This window comes from Nonomuraea sp. NPDC050022 (genome assembly GCF_044460705.1).
GTDB lineage: Bacteria > Actinomycetota > Actinomycetes > Streptosporangiales > Streptosporangiaceae > Nonomuraea.
In genome coordinates this window covers 100,333-117,157 of sequence record NZ_JBITKE010000013.1, presented here as the reverse complement: position 1 = coordinate 117,157, position 16,825 = coordinate 100,333, and the positions used below count along the sequence as shown (strand labels likewise).

General features: G+C 65.0%; 16 protein-coding genes and 1 tRNA gene. 5 read left to right on the top strand and 12 right to left on the bottom strand.

The features are described from left to right. Positions 1–72: 72 nt before the first annotated feature. A complete protein-coding gene (locus ACIBO2_RS44745; RefSeq protein WP_397304205.1) occupies positions 73–1,656 on the bottom strand; it encodes a sulfatase in 1,584 nt (527 codons plus the stop codon). A 673-nt stretch (positions 1,657–2,329) separates the two neighbouring features. Between ACIBO2_RS44745 and ACIBO2_RS44740 the strand changes: the two genes are divergently transcribed. Both ACIBO2_RS44740 and ACIBO2_RS44735 read left to right on the top strand, forming a co-directional pair. After that, positions 2,330–2,485, top strand: coding sequence for a hypothetical protein (locus tag ACIBO2_RS44740; RefSeq protein ID WP_358534790.1), 156 nt, complete (start codon positions 2,330–2,332; stop codon positions 2,483–2,485). Positions 2,486–2,625: 140 nt separating this feature from the next. After that, a complete protein-coding gene (locus tag ACIBO2_RS44735; RefSeq protein ID WP_358532558.1) occupies positions 2,626–2,832 on the top strand; it encodes a hypothetical protein in 207 nt (68 codons plus the stop codon). Between the two features lie 338 nt (positions 2,833–3,170). On the opposite strand, the gene ACIBO2_RS44730 is transcribed toward ACIBO2_RS44735, so the two are convergent. Genes ACIBO2_RS44730 through ACIBO2_RS44700 form a run of 7 tightly spaced genes read right to left on the bottom strand, consistent with a single transcriptional unit; the run spans position 3,171 to position 11,723 of the window. After that, entirely contained in the window at positions 3,171–3,971 is an 801-nt protein-coding gene (locus ACIBO2_RS44730) for a hypothetical protein (protein ID WP_358532555.1), read from the bottom strand. Continuing rightward, entirely contained in the window at positions 3,968–5,356 is a 1,389-nt protein-coding gene (locus tag ACIBO2_RS44725) for a hypothetical protein (protein ID WP_358532552.1), read from the bottom strand. The genes ACIBO2_RS44730 and ACIBO2_RS44725 overlap by 4 nt, the downstream gene beginning before the upstream one ends. Position 5,357: 1 nt before the next feature. Next, on the bottom strand, positions 5,358–6,557 hold the full coding sequence (locus ACIBO2_RS44720; protein ID WP_358532549.1) for an OmpA family protein: 1,200 nt from the start codon (positions 6,555–6,557) through the stop codon (positions 5,358–5,360). After that, positions 6,550–7,488, bottom strand: a complete 939-nt coding sequence (locus ACIBO2_RS44715; protein ID WP_358532546.1) for a hypothetical protein — start codon at positions 7,486–7,488, stop codon at positions 6,550–6,552. Before ACIBO2_RS44715 ends, ACIBO2_RS44720 begins: the two co-directional genes overlap by 8 nt. Further along, a complete protein-coding gene (locus ACIBO2_RS44710) occupies positions 7,485–9,755 on the bottom strand; it encodes a hypothetical protein (protein ID WP_358532543.1) in 2,271 nt (756 codons plus the stop codon). Before ACIBO2_RS44710 ends, ACIBO2_RS44715 begins: the two co-directional genes overlap by 4 nt. Beyond that, complete coding sequence (locus ACIBO2_RS44705; RefSeq protein ID WP_358532540.1) at positions 9,748–10,422, bottom strand: toll/interleukin-1 receptor domain-containing protein; 675 nt, start codon at positions 10,420–10,422, stop codon at positions 9,748–9,750. Before ACIBO2_RS44705 ends, ACIBO2_RS44710 begins: the two co-directional genes overlap by 8 nt. A gap of 20 nt (positions 10,423–10,442) precedes the next feature. Further along, the gene (locus ACIBO2_RS44700; RefSeq protein ID WP_397304204.1) at positions 10,443–11,723 is read right to left on the bottom strand and encodes a helix-turn-helix domain-containing protein; all 1,281 of its coding nucleotides are present in this window, start codon (positions 11,721–11,723) and stop codon (positions 10,443–10,445) included. Between the two features lie 102 nt (positions 11,724–11,825). On the opposite strand from ACIBO2_RS44700, the gene ACIBO2_RS44695 reads away from it, so the two are divergent. Together ACIBO2_RS44695 and ACIBO2_RS44690 are read left to right on the top strand one after the other, a co-directional pair. Beyond that, positions 11,826–12,119 (top strand): hypothetical protein, encoded by a 294-nt coding sequence (locus tag ACIBO2_RS44695; RefSeq protein WP_358532535.1) that lies wholly within the window; start codon positions 11,826–11,828, stop codon positions 12,117–12,119. 336 nt (positions 12,120–12,455) lie between these two features. Beyond that, on the top strand, positions 12,456–12,656 hold the full coding sequence (locus tag ACIBO2_RS44690; protein ID WP_397304203.1) for a hypothetical protein: 201 nt from the start codon (positions 12,456–12,458) through the stop codon (positions 12,654–12,656). 259 nt (positions 12,657–12,915) lie between these two features. Here ACIBO2_RS44690 and ACIBO2_RS44685 read toward each other — a convergent pair whose 3' ends face one another. The 3 genes from ACIBO2_RS44685 to ACIBO2_RS44675 form a co-directional block, all read right to left on the bottom strand. After that, complete coding sequence (locus ACIBO2_RS44685; RefSeq protein WP_358532529.1) at positions 12,916–13,326, bottom strand: hypothetical protein; 411 nt, start codon at positions 13,324–13,326, stop codon at positions 12,916–12,918. A 458-nt stretch (positions 13,327–13,784) separates the two neighbouring features. After that, positions 13,785–13,860: transfer RNA gene (locus ACIBO2_RS44680), tRNA-Lys, on the bottom strand. Between the two features lie 59 nt (positions 13,861–13,919). Continuing rightward, positions 13,920–15,074 carry an acyl-CoA dehydrogenase family protein gene (locus tag ACIBO2_RS44675; protein WP_358532526.1) on the bottom strand — a complete coding sequence of 385 codons (1,155 nt, stop codon included), beginning with the start codon at positions 15,072–15,074 and terminating at the stop codon, positions 13,920–13,922. Between the two features lie 91 nt (positions 15,075–15,165). On the opposite strand from ACIBO2_RS44675, the gene ACIBO2_RS44670 reads away from it, so the two are divergent. Further along, positions 15,166–15,465 carry a PspC domain-containing protein gene (locus tag ACIBO2_RS44670; RefSeq protein WP_397304202.1) on the top strand — a complete coding sequence of 100 codons (300 nt, stop codon included), beginning with the start codon at positions 15,166–15,168 and terminating at the stop codon, positions 15,463–15,465. Here the strand turns inward: ACIBO2_RS44670 and ACIBO2_RS44665 are convergent, their stop codons facing one another. Then, positions 15,466–16,731, bottom strand: coding sequence for an MFS transporter (locus ACIBO2_RS44665; protein ID WP_358532521.1), 1,266 nt, complete (start codon positions 16,729–16,731; stop codon positions 15,466–15,468). Positions 16,732–16,825 lie beyond the last annotated feature (94 nt).

Sequence of the window (16,825 nt, the reverse complement as noted above, 5' to 3'; positions counted from 1 at the left end):
CCGCTCGGGTTCGAGCGCGCGCCCGGTCAGGGGCAGCGGATGTCGTGCTGCCCCCGGCCGGGTTTGCCCAGGTCAGAGGCGGGCCGCGGTCCAGCAGTCCGGGGCGCCCGCCTTGCCGCACTTCGTCAGTGCGTCGAGGACCTTGGCCATGTCGGCGGTTTTGGCGTTGCTGGGGTCGTTGGACTCCTGCCTCGGGTCCGACACCGTGTCGTAGTACTCGGGCTTCGACACGCCCTCGTATTCGACGTACAGGTCCCCGGCAGTACGTACGGCCGTGTAGCTGGGGGGCTGGGAGTTGCCCGCCTGGAGAGGTTCGGCGTCGGGGTCCGACTCTCCGGTTGTGGCCGGGTTGGGTTTGACGTGCTCGATCAGGGCCGCCTTACGCCAGTCCTCGGCCTTTTTGCCCTGGATGAGCGGCAGCAGGCTGCGGCCGTCGCGGCTGTCGCGGGTGGGGGCGCCGACGCCGGCCATGTCGAGGAAGGTCGCGAACAGGTCGACGTTCTGGGCGATGGCGCTGGTCACGAGGTCGCCCTGCCGTCCCGCTGTAGGACGCTTGACCAGCAGCGGCACGCGTACATCGTGGTCATAGGCGGTGCTCTTGCCGCGTACTAGGCGGTGCTGGCCGAGGTGGAAGCCATTGTCGCTGGTGAACACCACGTACGTGTTGCGCTTCTCGGCGGCCGTCAGCGTGCCCAGGACGCGGGCCACCATGTCGTCCACCGACTGCACCATGCGGACCCGGTCGCGGTAGTCCGTCCGCAGTTGCTTGACCAGCCCGGGAGCGAGCGGTTCGCGGCGTACCCAGGAGGGCTTGTCGGCGGTGTCCTCGTCGAAGGTGGGCAGCTTGCTCACGTCGATGTCATTGCAGTCGGGCCCGCCGCAGTCACCGTTCGGGAACTCCCCGGCCGGGAACTGGGTCTTGGGCCGGTCGCGGCGGGCGGGCGGGAAGCGCGGCTCCTTCTCGCCTGGCTTGACGTTGAGCCTGGAGTGCGGCGCGAACGGCGCGACCTGCAGGAAGAACGGCTTGCCCGGGGCGCGCTCGCGCGAACGTGCGATGAAGTCCGTGGCCCGCTTGCCGAGCAGGTCCACCAGGTAAGTGCCGTCGGAGGAGTCCAGGCCGGGCGTCTCCCCCTTCACATAGTTGGTGAGCTCGTACTTGTACTCGCCGTAGCCGTTGGCCGCCACGTGCCACTCGTCCCAGCCCGTCGGCACATGATAATCGGGGCCCTTCACCGGGTACTCGTTGATGTACTTACCGAGGTAGCCGGTACGGTATCCGGCCTTTTCCAGCGAAACGGCGTACGTCTTGGGCTCGAGCGGCGCGAACGCCTTGTAGCCGCCGCGGTCGGTGTTCAGGTTCGTGGCCACACCGGTGTTGTGCGGGAACTGACCGGTGAACATCGAGGCGCGCGACGGGCAGCACAACGAGTTCGACACGTAGTAGTTGGTGAACGTGGTGCCGTCGTCGGCCAGGCCGCGCACGGTGTCCATGTACTGCAGCAGGTCGGCGGACATGTCGTCCACCAGGAAGAAGATGATGTTCGGCCGCTGGGGCTTGGCGGCCGCGGCCGTCCCCGTACCTGCCTGGGAAACCAGGCTCAGGCTGAGGACGAGCGCGAAGGCCACCGCCAAGGCTCTGCGGGTATGTCGGGTCATCGTTGTGACCGCCTTCTTGACAACTCGGGAAAACTGAGGGTGGAATGCACGTTAATAGCGCTTTATGCGATGGATCAACCGATTGATCCTGAAAACTTCCTGGCAAGCGTGCCGAAGCAAGGCCAGGCAAAGATGAGTCGGCCAAGGGTGGAAGACGACCCGAATCCCGCCCCGCTCGAAAGTCCGGTTCTGTGAAGCCCCTGGTCAAGATGGGCTTTTGACGGTTAGGCGCCCGGGGCTCGAACCCGGAACCTGCGTATTAAAAGTCGTCGGCTTTTTTATCGGGCCTTGCTGTACAGAATTCAATGCCAAGAGCATGGCGATGCCCTGACGGGGAGTTCCGCAGGCCGAACGGACCTCGGCCGCGGGATCGCGAGGGCTTCGTCCGAGGGCACCGTCGAGGCCTCCTGTAGGTGATAGGAGGCCGTGTCAGGCTGGGGGTGCGCTTGCTCCCATAGATGAGGCGGACCTCGCGGACGAGGCCCGCCCTTACCCGCAGCAGATATAGATCCCGCACAGCGCGGCGATCTCCGCGTAGAAGTTGCGGACGGTGAAGTAGTGGAGCATCGCCACCGGCAGCGTCGCGGGTGGTCGGCACCTGCACGCTGTCGCTCGGTACGGACGTCGCCGCGCTCTACTGCGTCGCCACCACCCCGATCTCCGCCGGCAAGGCATTGCCACGGCCCTGACCCTCGATGCGCTGCGTATCGCCCGAAACTCCGGAAGGCGCATCGCCACCTTGCAGTCGAGCAGCGAGGGCAGGCCGGTGTACCGGCGGATCGGCTTCGAGACTGTTTCCCCCTGTCGCCTCTTCGCCTTCGGCGAGTAGTTCTGATCCAGTCGGAGTCAAGTCGCGCTCTGTTCAATGGAACTTGGTTTGGGCGTACGCCAGGCTTTCGAAGAGTTCTGACGCGTTCGTCCGCAGGCGGCCTCGGCCGACCACATGATTGAAAGAGCGAAAGCAATTCCTTGTTCAGCAAACGGAAGGCGATCAGCGCCGCCGCCGTCGTCACAATGGCGGCAGCCGCGACGCTGGTTCTGGGCACGCCCGCGCAGGCGACGCCGCCAGGACCCGGCGTGGTCGGCACGGTCATCGCCCAGAAGACGGTCGGCGACACCGACTACATCCTGCGCGAGATCACGATCCCGGCAGGGCGAATCACCGACCAAAGATAGGCCGGCGAGACCGGCTCGGCGGCGTCCTTCACGAATGCTCACATGCCGCTTGACGAGCATGGATGGAATTTTCGGTAGGCGCGCCGCCGCCGCAGATCAGCCCGCGGGAAGATCGACCCCACCTCTACCAAGAGGTCCTCCAGCTGATCTGCCCACTCATCCGCGCGTTCCCGGTCAGTAACGACCGGCTAGATGTCCAACACCGGGACCTGCATGGACGGCAGCTACCCACCGCAGACACCACTGAACTGCCACTGAAAAGAGGATCTACGACTGAAGGGCTAGATACGCCGTCATAAGGAGGCCTCCCCTAACCCGCGCCTTCCTGAGGCCCCTCCTCAGGAACCGCCCGCGTCGATCCTCGCGAGCGTGATCGTCAGATCGCGCGGACAATGATCTCGAAGACCGGTGAGCATCAAGGCATGCACGGGATCGAGATCATCCGGAACGATGGGCTCGGATTTCCCATCGATCAATCGAAGCAGAGTGGCACGCGCCTCGGGAGAGTCCATGAGCAGCACACCTGTTTGGTGTGCGATCCCCATCCAAGCTTGTTCGTGTGAGCGGATCGCCTTCTCTGCGAGCTTTCGGCGTGCGCGTACTCGCCGTGAGCGTTCGGGATTGGTGGCGAGCGAATGACGTGATCCGCCCCAAAAGACCGCACCGAACGTCGCGGCGGCGACACCGAGAATCAACAGCACACCCGCCGCGAACGCGATGGAACGCGCCGCCTTGAGCGTGCTCTCCAACCACAACGTGACCCACACCGCCCCGCCGATCACGCTGATTCCGCACAGTACGGTCAGCACAGGCATGACGGGCCGCTTCGCGAAGTCGCGGAACGCGGTCGCGGTGATCACGGTCGTTCCCGTTACCGCCCCGGCCAAGGCGAGTCCGGGGAGGAAGGCGATCAGGAGCGGGACCACGCCGCCGGTTACCGTCTGGAGCGCGTCAGCGGACGTCCATCCGAGAAAGGCTGCGGTGAGAGCGGCGGGTATCGACCACCACGGGAACGGCCCGGCCGGCGGGCGCCGGGTCTCCGCGGCGTAGCGGGCCAGCGCCGTACCTGCCTGGTCATGGCCGTGCGCCAGCCGCTCCATCTGCTGTAGCAGCCGCCAGTGGCTGTGCGGCGCGGTCAAGGATTCGACCCCGCGTCCGGCGTGGTCCCGTCGCCCTCGATCCCCGACGGCTCGTCCCGCTGCCTGATAAGCGGGTCGGGCAGATGCGGGTGACGCTTCGCCAGTTCCTCGGGGCGCAGTTCACGGACTGTGCGGATGGTCTCGGCGAGCGGCCCGAGGCCGGGCTGCGGCTGCTCCACCCCCTGGAAGATCCGGTAGAACACGCGCGGTGGATCTTCGGTATCGGTCATCTCGGCACCTGTCGCGGAGTCGACGTCCGTATCTGGTGGGACCGGCACCGGCGTGGCCCGGCCGTGCCGTAGGCGGGCGGGCAGGATGACCTCGTGCCACGGCCGCGCTAGTTCCGCACGTACGATCGCGATTACCTCGTCGCGGCATGAGCGCAGGTCACGCCAGGCAATCTCATACGCGGACACGGCGGAGCGAGCCCTGTCGCCGACTTCGCGAGCTTCTTTCTCGCGTCGACGCAGCTCCCGTTCAGCGATCTTGATTCCCGCCTGATAGGGGTTGTAGATCAGCACCTCAAGCAGGATCACGGTCAGCGCCATGATCATTAGCAACATCATGACCTCGTAAGACTCCGGCAGGTAGATGCTGCCCGGGTCCTGCGCCGTCAGACGGGCCAGTTCACCCCGGAGGTTTGCCCAGTAGCCGAGAACGAACAGGATCGCGCCAGGTCCCGCGATCAGCAGCGTAATCCGGAACAGTATCGTCCGGCGGGAGGGAGGTGGTTGGTCAGGGCTGGCCTGCGTTCTCCACCTACGAGCCAGATGCCACAACGGCTCGGCCAGGATCCGCCCGGTGACAACCAAGCCCACCGCCAGCGACGCCGCCGCGAGGACTCCCACCACTTTGTCCAGCGAGACGTCGTGCAAAGGGACATTGAGGATGTCGAGGAACGCCTTTTGGAAGAACACCGCTTCGAACAGGCCGACCGCAAGCGCGAGTCCGAAAGTCAACCACACCAGCCAGCGCGGTGTAGGAAGGCGCATCTCCGCTGGCAAATCGGCAAAGCGTTCTTCGACCGCCTCCATCGCTCCTCGCGCCTGTGCAACCCAGTCTTTGGCCAGCACCTCCGACCACGCGTCCAGCGCATGCAGTGCCGCGAACCACGCCTCGACAACGATCGTGCGCTGCTCCTGCAGATGGTTGTGGTAGCCGTTCAGCCGCCGGGTGGCCTGCTCTGCGGCTTCGGTGAGAAGCCCCATCTCTCCCTGGTCAAGCACCTCGGGTGGATGATCGGGAACCCGCTGTCCGTACACCAGTTGCGCGTGCAAGCGACAGGTGCAGCCATGGTGGCAGGGCAGGATCGCCTCCGCCGCCACCGGCACGACCACCTCGCCCATCAGCGGCTCCTGTTCCAGTACGGCCTCCTCCGCAGTCATGTCAGCCGCTCCCCAGGGTGATTTCAACGCGGCGGTTCTGAGCCATGCAACTCTTGTCGGGTTTGCCGTCGTTATACTCGTGAGTGCATTTCGGCTGGGACGATCCGGCGCCGTCCACCCGTGCCCCAGCGGCCACGTCCCCCAGGCGTGCCTTCACGGCTTCCGCACGCCGCTTGGACAGATCGCGGTTGTACGCGTCGCCGCCGATGGAGTCGGTGTGTCCGACGACGCTGACGACCTTCCGCGTTCCCAGCCGCTCGATGAGGATGTCGAGATACCCCGAGGCGCTGGGGGTCAATTCGTCTGAGCCGAACGCGAACAGGAACTTCTCCGGTAGCACGCAGGGGTTGCAGTCGAAATTGGGGAATTTGATGACCGGGTCGTCGGGCCGCTGGACAGTGGAGCCGCGCTTGGCACTCTGGGCCTGTTCCAGAGCGCATTCCGTCCCCAAGTGGGCGCACACCTCCTCCCAGAAGGAGTTGAGCCAGGCATGCTCGCTGGTCTTTAGGGGGGGCTGCCCTACTTGCAGCCCTATCCCTTTGATTTTGATCTTGAGGCCTTTCAGCTTGGCCAGATCCTTCTTGTTCTTACAGGAGGCGACCAGGTCGGCGGCGTTCGAGCGGCCCGCGGTGACCTTGCGAAGATCCAGACAACCGGTGTTGCCGAGCCCGTCCGTCACGACGAGCACGTGCGTGCGGTTGGCAGGCGTGTCCCCGCGCTGCGAGCCGGCCGAGGCGAGTGCGGCCATCGGGTCCGAGCCCGGTACCTGGGGGCGTTCGGCGAGCAACGCCTCGACCTCCTTTTTCAGGCAGTCGCGAACGGCTCGGCGGCCGTGCTCGGGGTTGCTGCCGGTCGGCACCGGCAGCTTCACGTCGTTCAGCCGCTGGACAATGGTGGTGGACGACCCGTCGAACCCGGCCAGCGACACCAGTCGGATGCCGTTCTCCGTATAGTCGGCGGCCAGTTGCTCGGTGATCTCCCCGACCGGGTCCACCGGCTGCGACACGCTCTTGCCCTGCTCCGGCCAGAACGACCCGCTCAGATCCACCAGCGCGATCTGCTTGGACGTCACCTCTCCCGTGTCCCCGTCGGCGGGTGTGGTGATCCAGCTACATCCGTTCGACACCGGCCGCCGATCGGCGCACCCCACCACGCCCACGAGAAGGGCTACGACGACCGCCGTCCGCCATACTTCACGCATTATCGCCTGCCTTGCTGGAGGTGGCGATCCTGGGATCGCCTGCGGCCACGCCCAACTCCTTCAGAACGGCACGCAATGCGCTGTCGCTCTGGAAGGCGATCTCCAGCGCGTCCACGTGGTCCCCGCTGAGCGTGATGTTGCTGAGACTGGCCAGCAGCTTTTCGGCCTGATCGACCCGCTTCTCCAGCATGAGCTGCAGGTAAGACGCAGCGTTCTTAGGGTCCTCGGTGAGCGCGAGTGCGTATGGAGCGATCCAGGACGTCCTGGCGATGTCCACTTCACCGAATTCGGTGAGGCCCTTGCGAAGCACGTCATGCCAGATGTCCTGCAGATCACTGGTCAGGCGTACGGCTTGTTTGCGCAGGTCGCCCTTACCATCTTCGTGGAGCCGAACGATCCACACCTTGCGAAGTTCGTCCTTGACGGGGGCGGCGACGTCCACTCGGACGCGGACTTTCGCCTGCAGATCGCCATCGTGGAAGCATGCCTGCAACACCTTGGCGAGTTCGCGCTCCGCCTCCGCGGCCTGGTACGGCGGGAAGCGACGCGCCACGGGCCTGATCAGTTCCTCGATCACCTCACGTGCGCCCTGCCTGCTGGATGCAATGAATCGTTGCAGTTCCGCGGGGTCGGCATGGCGCAGGGGCTCACCTGCCGCCGTCCCCCGCACCTCCCAGGCGACCAGGACGGTGACCGTGAAATCGAACGCGTCCCCCAGCGCCGGTACGGACAGCGAGAACGTGTCGCGTGGCACATAGTCCGGAGTGATCGAGGTCGGCGGAGCGAACGGATCCAGGTTCAGGCCACCGCTCGTGAACCAGGCGCGCGCCCGAGCAACGAAGCGTTGCCACCATGTAGGCCGTAGCGGCGGTTTTGGCCGCGCCGGCGAGTCCCAGCCGTCCGGGGACAGAGAGTCGGGGGATATAGTCATTGCTCCTTCTCCAGATCCTCTTTCTTCCAGAACTTGCGATAGAGATTGATGCGTGTTCGCATCGCCTCGTCGTCTCCAGGCTGGTCACGATGGCCGATTTCAGCCATTGCGACCAGCAATTCTTCGAAGGTGATCATCAGCTCGGAACGGGTTACACAGTCGGCGTGCCAGCGGCCCAGAGTCCGCCACGCTTCGGTCCTCGTAAGGGCCTCGTCGCACGCGCACCACCACAATTCGGCGATATCGGCCAGTGACAGCGCTGGATTCTCGCCCGTCGTGATACGTGGCAGCGTGTGCACGAATTGGAGTAGGTCATGGTGCCCACCGAGCCGCAACCGCGCGATTCGCACGATCGCGCGGGCCCTCAGTTCCTTAACGAAGGGAAATGGCAACGGCCAGGTCCGCTTCGCCAGGAAACTCAGGACCGGCTCGCGGTGCCCTAGCTCATACAGGTCCCGTAGGCACTGCGCGATCAGCAGCCCGAAGCGGCCTCTGAGGACGCCCATGGATTCCTGCACGGCCTTCAAGGCTCTGCCAAGCCGTTCTTCGTCCGTGATACGTGTCCCATATGCTCGTAACGCGACCGCGCGCTCCGACTTGCGTAGGGACCGTGACAGGGACTTCAGCTCACCCTCCGCCGCGCGCCGGAGGTGGGGGTCGCCGAAGCGGATCATCGCTTCCAGCAGCCAGGCAGCGCACTCGTGGTGCCGGTTCCTGTCCGATCGCGCCCAAACCCGAAGCACCTTTGACCTGATCTGCGCGTAGTCCTTGGTGGCGATCACCGCGAGCGCCTGCACGGCGCGGACACGTTGCAAGCCGTCCTGCTGCTCGCACAGGTCGACCAGCCACTTGCGCAGCGGCTCACGGACGACGTCGTAGTCCGACCAGGCCACCTCCACGACGATGCGGGACAGCTCACGCTGTCGGCGCCACACCGGGTCGGTGCCGACGCCCGGCGAGGGGCCCGCGGAAAGCTGTGCCAACCAGCTGCGGAACGGCTCACCGAACAGTTCGCGACGCGAACCGGCCCCCGGCCGCTCGATCTCACAAAAGTCCTGCGCCAACCGCCCCGCTCTGTCGGTGATGTCGCTCATCGACACTTCATCGAGCACCGCTGCTGCGATGATGTAGGCCTGCCGGACCGGTGAGTCGTCCGATCCGCCCTTGCGTCGCAGCAGGTTCTTGGCCTGCTCAAGGAGATTTCGACGAGGAAACGGCGGAGCATCCTCACTTTGGCCGGCCTGACCGTAGCGGCGGCGCCAGTTCCACCACTCCTGTGCGAAGATCACCCCCTCACGCGGCTTGGTTCCGGGCGACCGGACCGCGGCGTACCACTCCTGCGCCTCCTGCGGACCCTCTTCGACCTCCTTGACCAGGCCTGGCAGCACGTCACTCATCGCCACGTCGACTGTCGCTCGCGTCGGTGTCTTCCCGCCGAGCCGATACGCGTGCAGGAACGCCAGGTGACGCAGGAACACCTCCTCGGCCACAGGTGGCGTGTGCTCGACGACATCGAGAACGGGAAGGCTCACGTTGTCACTCACCAAGACGATCATGAACGACGTCCGCTCCACCAGCCTGTTCACTAGATCATCCATATCCGAGCGCCGGAGTTGGGCCGGCCAGTTGGTGCCAAGCGTGTCCACCAGGAGACCCACCCGCGATCCGATACCGGTCATGAGCACCTGGGGAGCGGCCGGGCTCAGGCGCCAGACGCGCGAGTCCTCGCGGTTCCGTCCGGTCAGCTCGTCGAGTACGGCGAGCGCGGTCGTCCCGCCCCCGTCACCGGCTCGGACACGCAGGAAGGCCAGGCGGCTCCGGTCCAGCACCGCGAATAACCGCGGTTCCGTGCCGGTGTCCACGTATTGGGTCGCGGCTGTCGCCAGGTTTCCCGGCTCCACTCGTTGCTTGGATGATTGCCGCCTCTTGCCTCCATGCTCGTGAATGTGAAGGTCACGCCCCGCGAACATGCCGAATTCGGCGTAACCACCGATGTTCAGGCGGGAGTTGGTTCCGTAGAACTCGTCCCGATAGCTCGCCGTACTGGGGTCATCGCTCTCCGAGCTTTCCGAAGGGTCGGGTGTATCTGGCTCCTCGGATCTTTCCTCACGTAGCCCGGCGGGTGGCGCGATATCTCGTGCATGGCCGTCGAAAGCCTTTTCTTCTGGCACGGGAACGAAAAGCTCAAGTTCCCGAGGGGATTCCGAAGGACTATCGGGGGCGTTGCCCTGCTCGGGCTCCTGGGCCTCATCGGGTAGTTCAGTCACCGTCGAGTTCCTCAATAGAGTTCCGACCGACGAACTTACCGAACCTGGCGCTGCCCGCATCTATATTAACGTTTGACCTGCCCGGCTCACGGGTAATCTGCGCTGGGTTTCTGGAACGGATACTGTCCCCGGCCGTGAAACTTTCGGCGTCCAAGTGCCCGCCTACGCGAATCGAGATCCCGTCGCCTGGCTGCGCTTTCTCGGACAGCCCCGGCACGAGTTCCATCAGTCTCTGCCCCAGAAGATCAAGGTCCTTGTCCACGCTGCGACTGGCCAGCCGCGCGTACTGGCATCTGGCCAGTTTCGCCAATACAGGCGGAAGATCCTTCTCTCTGAGCGGAGCGACCGATCCGATCAGGACCGGGATGACGCGGACGCCGCTTGCGAACGCTTCCTCGATCTCGCGACGTGTCCAGTCGCCCTCCTTGTCGATCTTCCGCTGCCCCTTCTCATCGGCCGCCAGCCAGCGGACACCGATGACGACGAGTAGAGCGTCACTGGCGTGAATGGCGTCAAGCAGCGCCTCGGAGAAATCGTCCCCGTAGGGGATGCTCTTGCTCGCGCGGAAGAACACCGACGAATCGAAGCGATCCGATAGATGCCTGTCCAGCATCGCGGCGACGTTCTCCTCGTCGCCTGTGGAGTAATTGATGAAGACTCTCGTCATGACCGCCTCACTGCTCTCGTTCAGACTTGTGGTGAGCTCAAAGACGCGGTGAGCGCGGGATACAACTCACGCACCGCTGGATGGGTGTGCCATCGCGACAACTCCCGGGCAATACGGCGCAGGTCGGTCGTGATCGTCGCGGAGGCGACGACATCGGTAATGCGCAGCAAGTCGGTAGTCAGCGCGCAAGCATGGTCGACCTGACCTGCCGCCGCGTGCGCGAGCGCTTGACGGGTCCCGAACCTGGCCCGAGAGCGGAGAGCCTGCGGGCTGATTTTGGCGACCTCGACGTCCAGGATTTCGCTCGCCTTTTCGGGCATGCCCAACTCGTAAAGGCACCAACCGGTGACCATGGAAACTGCGTCGGGCAGATTCACCGAACCGAGCACTGGCCTCCGCGACTTTTCTGTTGTGTCATCCAGCAAATTGCGAGCCTCTTCCAGGCTCTCCAGACACGCCTTGTAGTTTCCCGCGAGAGCGTGTCCCTGCGCCTCGCGCTGCGCAGCCAGGGCCCGGATCCGACTTGGCATCTCCCGGGACTCCTTTGCCTGCCGCGCCAGTCGGATGGTCTGCTCGGAGTCCTCCCGGTAGAGGGTGACCAGCGCGCGTCGCACCAAGGCGTAGACGGCCAGTTCACGGTCGTTGCTGGCGGTGGCCATCCGAACCGCCTTCGCCGTCCACCACAGAGCGGCCTGGTCGTTGCCCGACTCCTGCGCCATCCACCCGGCGTACTCGGCGAACCTCGCGCCCAGTACCAGGAATTCGTCCCTCAGATCCCTGTCCGCCTGCGCGGCAAGGGCGCGCAAGACATGAGTCTGCGCAATCACCGGGGGCAGCACCGCACCCGGGCTTGCTGTCTGGCCGAGACTGCGGAACTGGTCGAACAGCCCTCGAAAGACCTCCAGCGCGGTCGGCTCCTTCGCGGTTGCCGAAAGCCCCTGGGAACTCAGCCCGAAGCCCAGTAGGGAAGAGGCGGTCATCGCCAGCGCCTCCCGCCGGTCGACGGGATGAAACCAGCTGTTTCCATCATCTGCAAGATTCATGAACCACACCTCATCGTCGCCTTCGTCCATTTCGGAGAATTGCGCTTCCAGCGACTGCGCAGGCGCGAGTGAACGCAGCGCGCCATTGGCGCCGAGTGCTGCGTCGCTCATCTGCACTAGCTTGGCGGATGGAGCTTTACTCCCATTCTCGATTTTGCTCAGATGTCCCTTGCTGTAGTGCACCAGATCACTCAGCTGCGCCAACGACAGCCCGGCCGCCATTCGCATTCTCCGAAGCTCTGCACCGAATGTTCCCATCCGCTTCGCCACCTCTACCCTGGTTTCCCGTTGCCGTTGCCGGTCGCCGCGAGACAACACCTATCTGCGAATAGCCGCTTCACGCACGCTGGAAATCAGCCGATGGAAATCCCGAACGGCATTCGCATCAACAAGGAGGTAGCGATGACCCGGCGAGCGGCCTACCCCAACTTCCGCCCGCGTGATCCCATCCAGCTGACCAGGGTGCGCGGGACGCTCCACTTCTGGGCAACATGGAGTTGTTTGGTCGACCTGTACACGGAAGGCATCCATCGACTGGCGCTCACGCTGCCGATAGTGATCATCGCGCTCCTGGACACATGGCATGCATTCCGAGGCACGCCCAGCACGTCCGACAATAGCAGTGCATCGGACAATCATCGCAAAAATTCATGAGAGTGGATTCATGTGAAGAGGGTTTCCCGTTTCCTCTCTACGGGGAAACGGTCAACCCCCATGGATCACTCCCATACCGCCCAGATACACAAAGACGCTATTGGATCTTGGGTCCTCCGGACCTCGGTGATCGAAGAAATGATCATTAAATCCGCGGGGGCCCATGGGGCAAATCGTACAAATGGTGCAAGAAATGAATAATATTCATTCTGCTTCGCGGGCCCTGCGCCTGTCGATAATTACATCCGTCCAGGTCATGCCTCTGTGAGGGCTTCGCGTGGCATGCGCGAGTTCCGACCATCAGGAGAGGAGGCGGGTGCGGCATGATGACCGGCTGTGCTCCTTCGCCTGGCCTACCTGACCGTCACGAACACTTTCGTCGCACTGCGGTTGCTCCCGATGAGCGATCGAGACAAGGACGTCGAGATACTGGCCCTGCGTCATCAGATCAAGATTCTTGAATGGCAACTCGGCGCCGACGCCAAGGTGAGATTCGCCCTGGAGGACAGTGCCTTCCTCAGCGCCCTCCTGGCATAGTTGCCACGCGAGGTTCCGTGCCGGTTGCGGCTCCTCGTCCGGCCGGACACTGTCCTGCGCTGGTACCGCGATCTGATGAGACAGCATCACGCTCGTACCTGCCGTCCGAAGCGGCGTGGGCGCCTGCCCACGGTCCGCTCCATCCGCGCTCTCGTCCTGCGCCTGGTTCGAGAGAACCCAGCCGGGGCTATCGGCGGGTCCACGGAGAGCTCATCACACTCGGCATCGAGATCGCACCATCCACGGTCTGGGAGATCCTTCAACAGGAAGCCTCGATCCAGCACCCGAACGGGCATCCAGCACGTGGGCTGACTTCCTGCGCTCGCAAGCCGACGCCCTGCTGGCCTGCGATTTCATCGAGACCATCACCTTGAACGGGCCACGCCAGTACGTCCTGGCCGTCATCGAGCGCGCCACCAGGCGCATCCGCGTGCTCGGCACCACTGCTCACCCGACCGCCGACTGGGCTATCCAGGCAATCAGGAATCTCGTGATGGACCTGGACGATGCGGGCTGCCGGGCGCGCTATCTGATCCGCGACAGAGATGGGAAGTTCCCCGCCCTCATAGACGAGATCCTCGCTGAAGCCGGCATCAAGGCTGTACTCATCGGCATCCGGATGCCGCGCATGAACTCCATCATGGAACGTACGGCGCAGCCATGCCGCCACGAACTCCTCGACCGCTGCCTCCTATGGCACGAACGCCACCTACGGCACGCCCTTCGCGAGTACGAACACTTCTACAACCAGCACCGAGCCCCTCAAGCCCTGAACCAAGCAGCCCCGCGGCGCCCTGCCCGGGACCCGATCACAGACCCTGGGCGAATCATCGACCTGAACATACGCCGAAGTGGCCGGCTCGGCGGAGTTCTCCACGAGTACTCACATGCCGCTTGACCTGCATGGATGGAATTGTCGGCAGGCGCAGTCCTCGATGTTGCGCCACAGCTCGACCAACTTGACGGAGAACACGTATACGACGGGGCCGCCGGAGCTGGCGCACGATGCGGCCGAGGCGAGCGCCGCTATCGTCCCGCGGCCGGTCTCCCCTCGGTCTCCCAAGAGGGTCCCAGCGACCCTGCGGATTCAGGGGTAGTGGCAAAGGGTCTGGTCATAAGGGTCAAGGATGGTAGGGCGCCCGGGGCTCGAACCCGGAACCTACGGATTAAAAGTCCGCAGCTCTGCCAATTGAGCTAACGCCCCCTAGCAACAGCACAAGGGTACAGAGATTACCGCCCCCCACGCGACGCCCTTAAGCCCCCTCACCGGTAAGCCGGGAGCCCCGTCAGCGCTTCCCCCAGCACCAGTGTGTGGATCTCCTGGGTGCCTTCGTAGGTGAGCACGCTCTCCAGGTTGTTCATGTGCCTGATCACAGGGTACTCCAGCGTGATCCCGTTCCCGCCCAAGATCGTCCTAGCCTGACGGGCGATGTCCAGCGCCGCCCGTACGTTGGCCAGTTTGCCGAAGCTGATCTGCCGGGGCTCCAGCTTCCCCGCGTCCTTCAGCTCGCCCAGGTGCAGGGCCGTCAGCCCCGCCTGTGCCGTTCCGACGTACATCCAGGCCAGCTTCTCCTGGGTCAGCTGGAAGGCGCCGATCGGCTTGTCGAACTGCACTCGCGTCTTCGCGTAGGAGACAGCCGACTCCAGGCAGGCGCGGGCGGCGCCCACTACGCCCCAGATGATGCCGAAGCGGGCCTCTGAGAGGCAGGAGAGCGGGCCTTTCAGGCCGGAGACTTCCGGGAGTACGGCCGAGGCGGGCAGGCGTACGTCGTCGAAGTACAGGGACGAGGTGACCGAGGCCCTAAGGGACAGCTTCTTGTGGATCTCAGGGGCGGAGAAGCCCGGCGTATCGGTCGGTACGACGAAGCCGCGGATGCCTTCGTCCGTCTGCGCCCACACGACGGCCACGTCGGCGATGGAGCCGTTGGTGATCCACATCTTGGAGCCGTTCAGGATCCAGTCGGAGCCGTCTCGCTTGGCGTACGTGCGCATGTTGGCCGGGTCGGAGCCGTGGTCGGGCTCGGTCAGGCCGAAACAGCCGATCGCCTCACCGGCGGCCATCCGGGGCAGCCATTGCTCTTTCTGCTCGGCGGACCCATAACGCCAGATGGGGAACATGGCCAGCGAGCCCTGAACCGACACGAAGGACCGCAGACCCGAGTCGCCGGCTTCCAGCTCGCGGCAGGCCACACCGTACGAGATGGCGTCCGTTCCGGCGCAGCCGTAACCCTCGAGGTGCATGCCGAGCAGGCCGAGCGAGCCGAGTGCGGGCGCGAGCTCGCGTGCGGGGAAGGTGCCCTGCTCGAACCAGTCGCCGACGTACGGCAGGACGCGGTCGTCGACGAAGGACCTGACGGTGTCGCGGATCAGCCGCTGCTCGCCGTTGAGCCGGTCGTCCAGGCGCAGCAGGTCGTCCATCGAGCGTCCTTCCGTCACGTAAGGGCCTACCAGGGTTCTACCAGGGGGAATCCTGATGTGCGAACGCCGGGTCGCCGGGCAGTCTTGAGACATGAGCGAATACAACGTCAAGCAGCTTCGTCGGACCAACAACGGCCGCGTCATCGCGGGTGTCTGCTCGGGCCTCGGGGAGTACCTGGGCATCGACGCCAACCTGATCAGGATCGGCCTGGCGATCGTCACGCTGTTCGGTGGACTCGGAGTCGGCGTGTACGCCGTCGGCTGGCTGCTCATGCCGGACGAGGACCGCAACACCTCGATCGCCCAGGACCTCCTCGGCAAGCAGCAGGCCAAGTCCACCTGGCAGGACAGCACCGACTACTACCGCGGCGAGCAGAAGCCGCAGCAGTGATCAGGCGGGGGCTGGGGTCTCGACCCGGGACTCGGACCAGAGTATGGCGAGCACGGCCGCGGCCGTCACACCCGTGACGCCGGCCAGCGCGACCACCGGCTCCGGTCCGAGTTTCTCGGCGGCGAATCCGCCGATCAGGATCCCGATCCCTTGTACGGCCAGCAGCCCCGACTGCACCAGACCGAACGCCTGGCCGCGTTGATCGGCCGGCACGCACTGGACGAAGGCGGCATTGGCCGCAAGCTGGTACGCCCCACCCACCCCCGACAGGAACCACGCCCCCAGCACCACGGCCAACGGCGGCTGCAACGCGGTCACGACCAGCGGCAGACAGCTCAAGATGGCCATCCACCCCATCATGCGCAATCGCCGCGGCGGCGTGACGAACCTACTGAAGAAGAACGCCCCCACCGCGGTCCCCATCGGCATCGCCGCCATCAACAGCCCGGTGACCACCGGGAGCGACAGGGTGCCGGTGCTGAGCTTCGCCGCGTAGGGGACGGCCAGGCCCTCCGGCAGGATGTAGAAGCCGCAGAGCCAGGCGAAGAGCACGAGAGTGCGGAGTTTCCGGTCACCGAAGACGAGCCGGGATCCCGCCCTGACCATGGCCCACATCGACGGCCTGCCGCTGTGGTGGGCGGCCCCGGGGCGCCGATGGACGCGCGCGACGAGGATCAGCGCGGAGCCCAGGAACGTGGCCGCGTCGACCGCGAGCGCGCGATAGGGGCCTACGGCGGCGATCATCGCGCCGCCGGCCGCGAAGCCCAGCATTTGGATGCCCTGGTTCGTCATGTTCTGCAATGCGGACCCGACGAGGTATCGGTCACCTTCGAGCACCTCGGGCAGCAGTGCCGCGCGCGCGGCCGAGAAGGGCGCGCTGAGCAGCACCACGAGGAACACCAACCCGCACAGCACGGGGAACGGCACCCCCGGCAGTGCCATGACGCTCACCAACGCCGCGCGGAGCAGGTCGCACGTGATCATGACGCCCCTGCGCGCGAACCGGTCGGCCAGGCCGGCCAGCAGCGGGCCGCCGAGGATCGTCGGCAGGTAGGTCAGCGCGTAGACGGCCGCGGTCGCGAGCGGTGATCCCGTGCGGTCGTAGACGAGCACGGCCAGCGCCACCTGGGCGAGTTGGTCACCGAGCAGGGACAGGCTCTGGCCGTACCAGAGCGCGCGGAACTCCCTGATGGCGATGACCTCGCCGTATGTGACTTGGCGCGGGAGGGCACGGCGATGCCGTCCCAGCAGCCGTCGCGTCCGCATGGCCCCCATTGGACTCCGCTGTGCCTGACTCAGAGTGTTCGCTATGTCACCTAAGGTGCCCGATCATTTGACAGGCCGCAACCCAAAGCAGCTA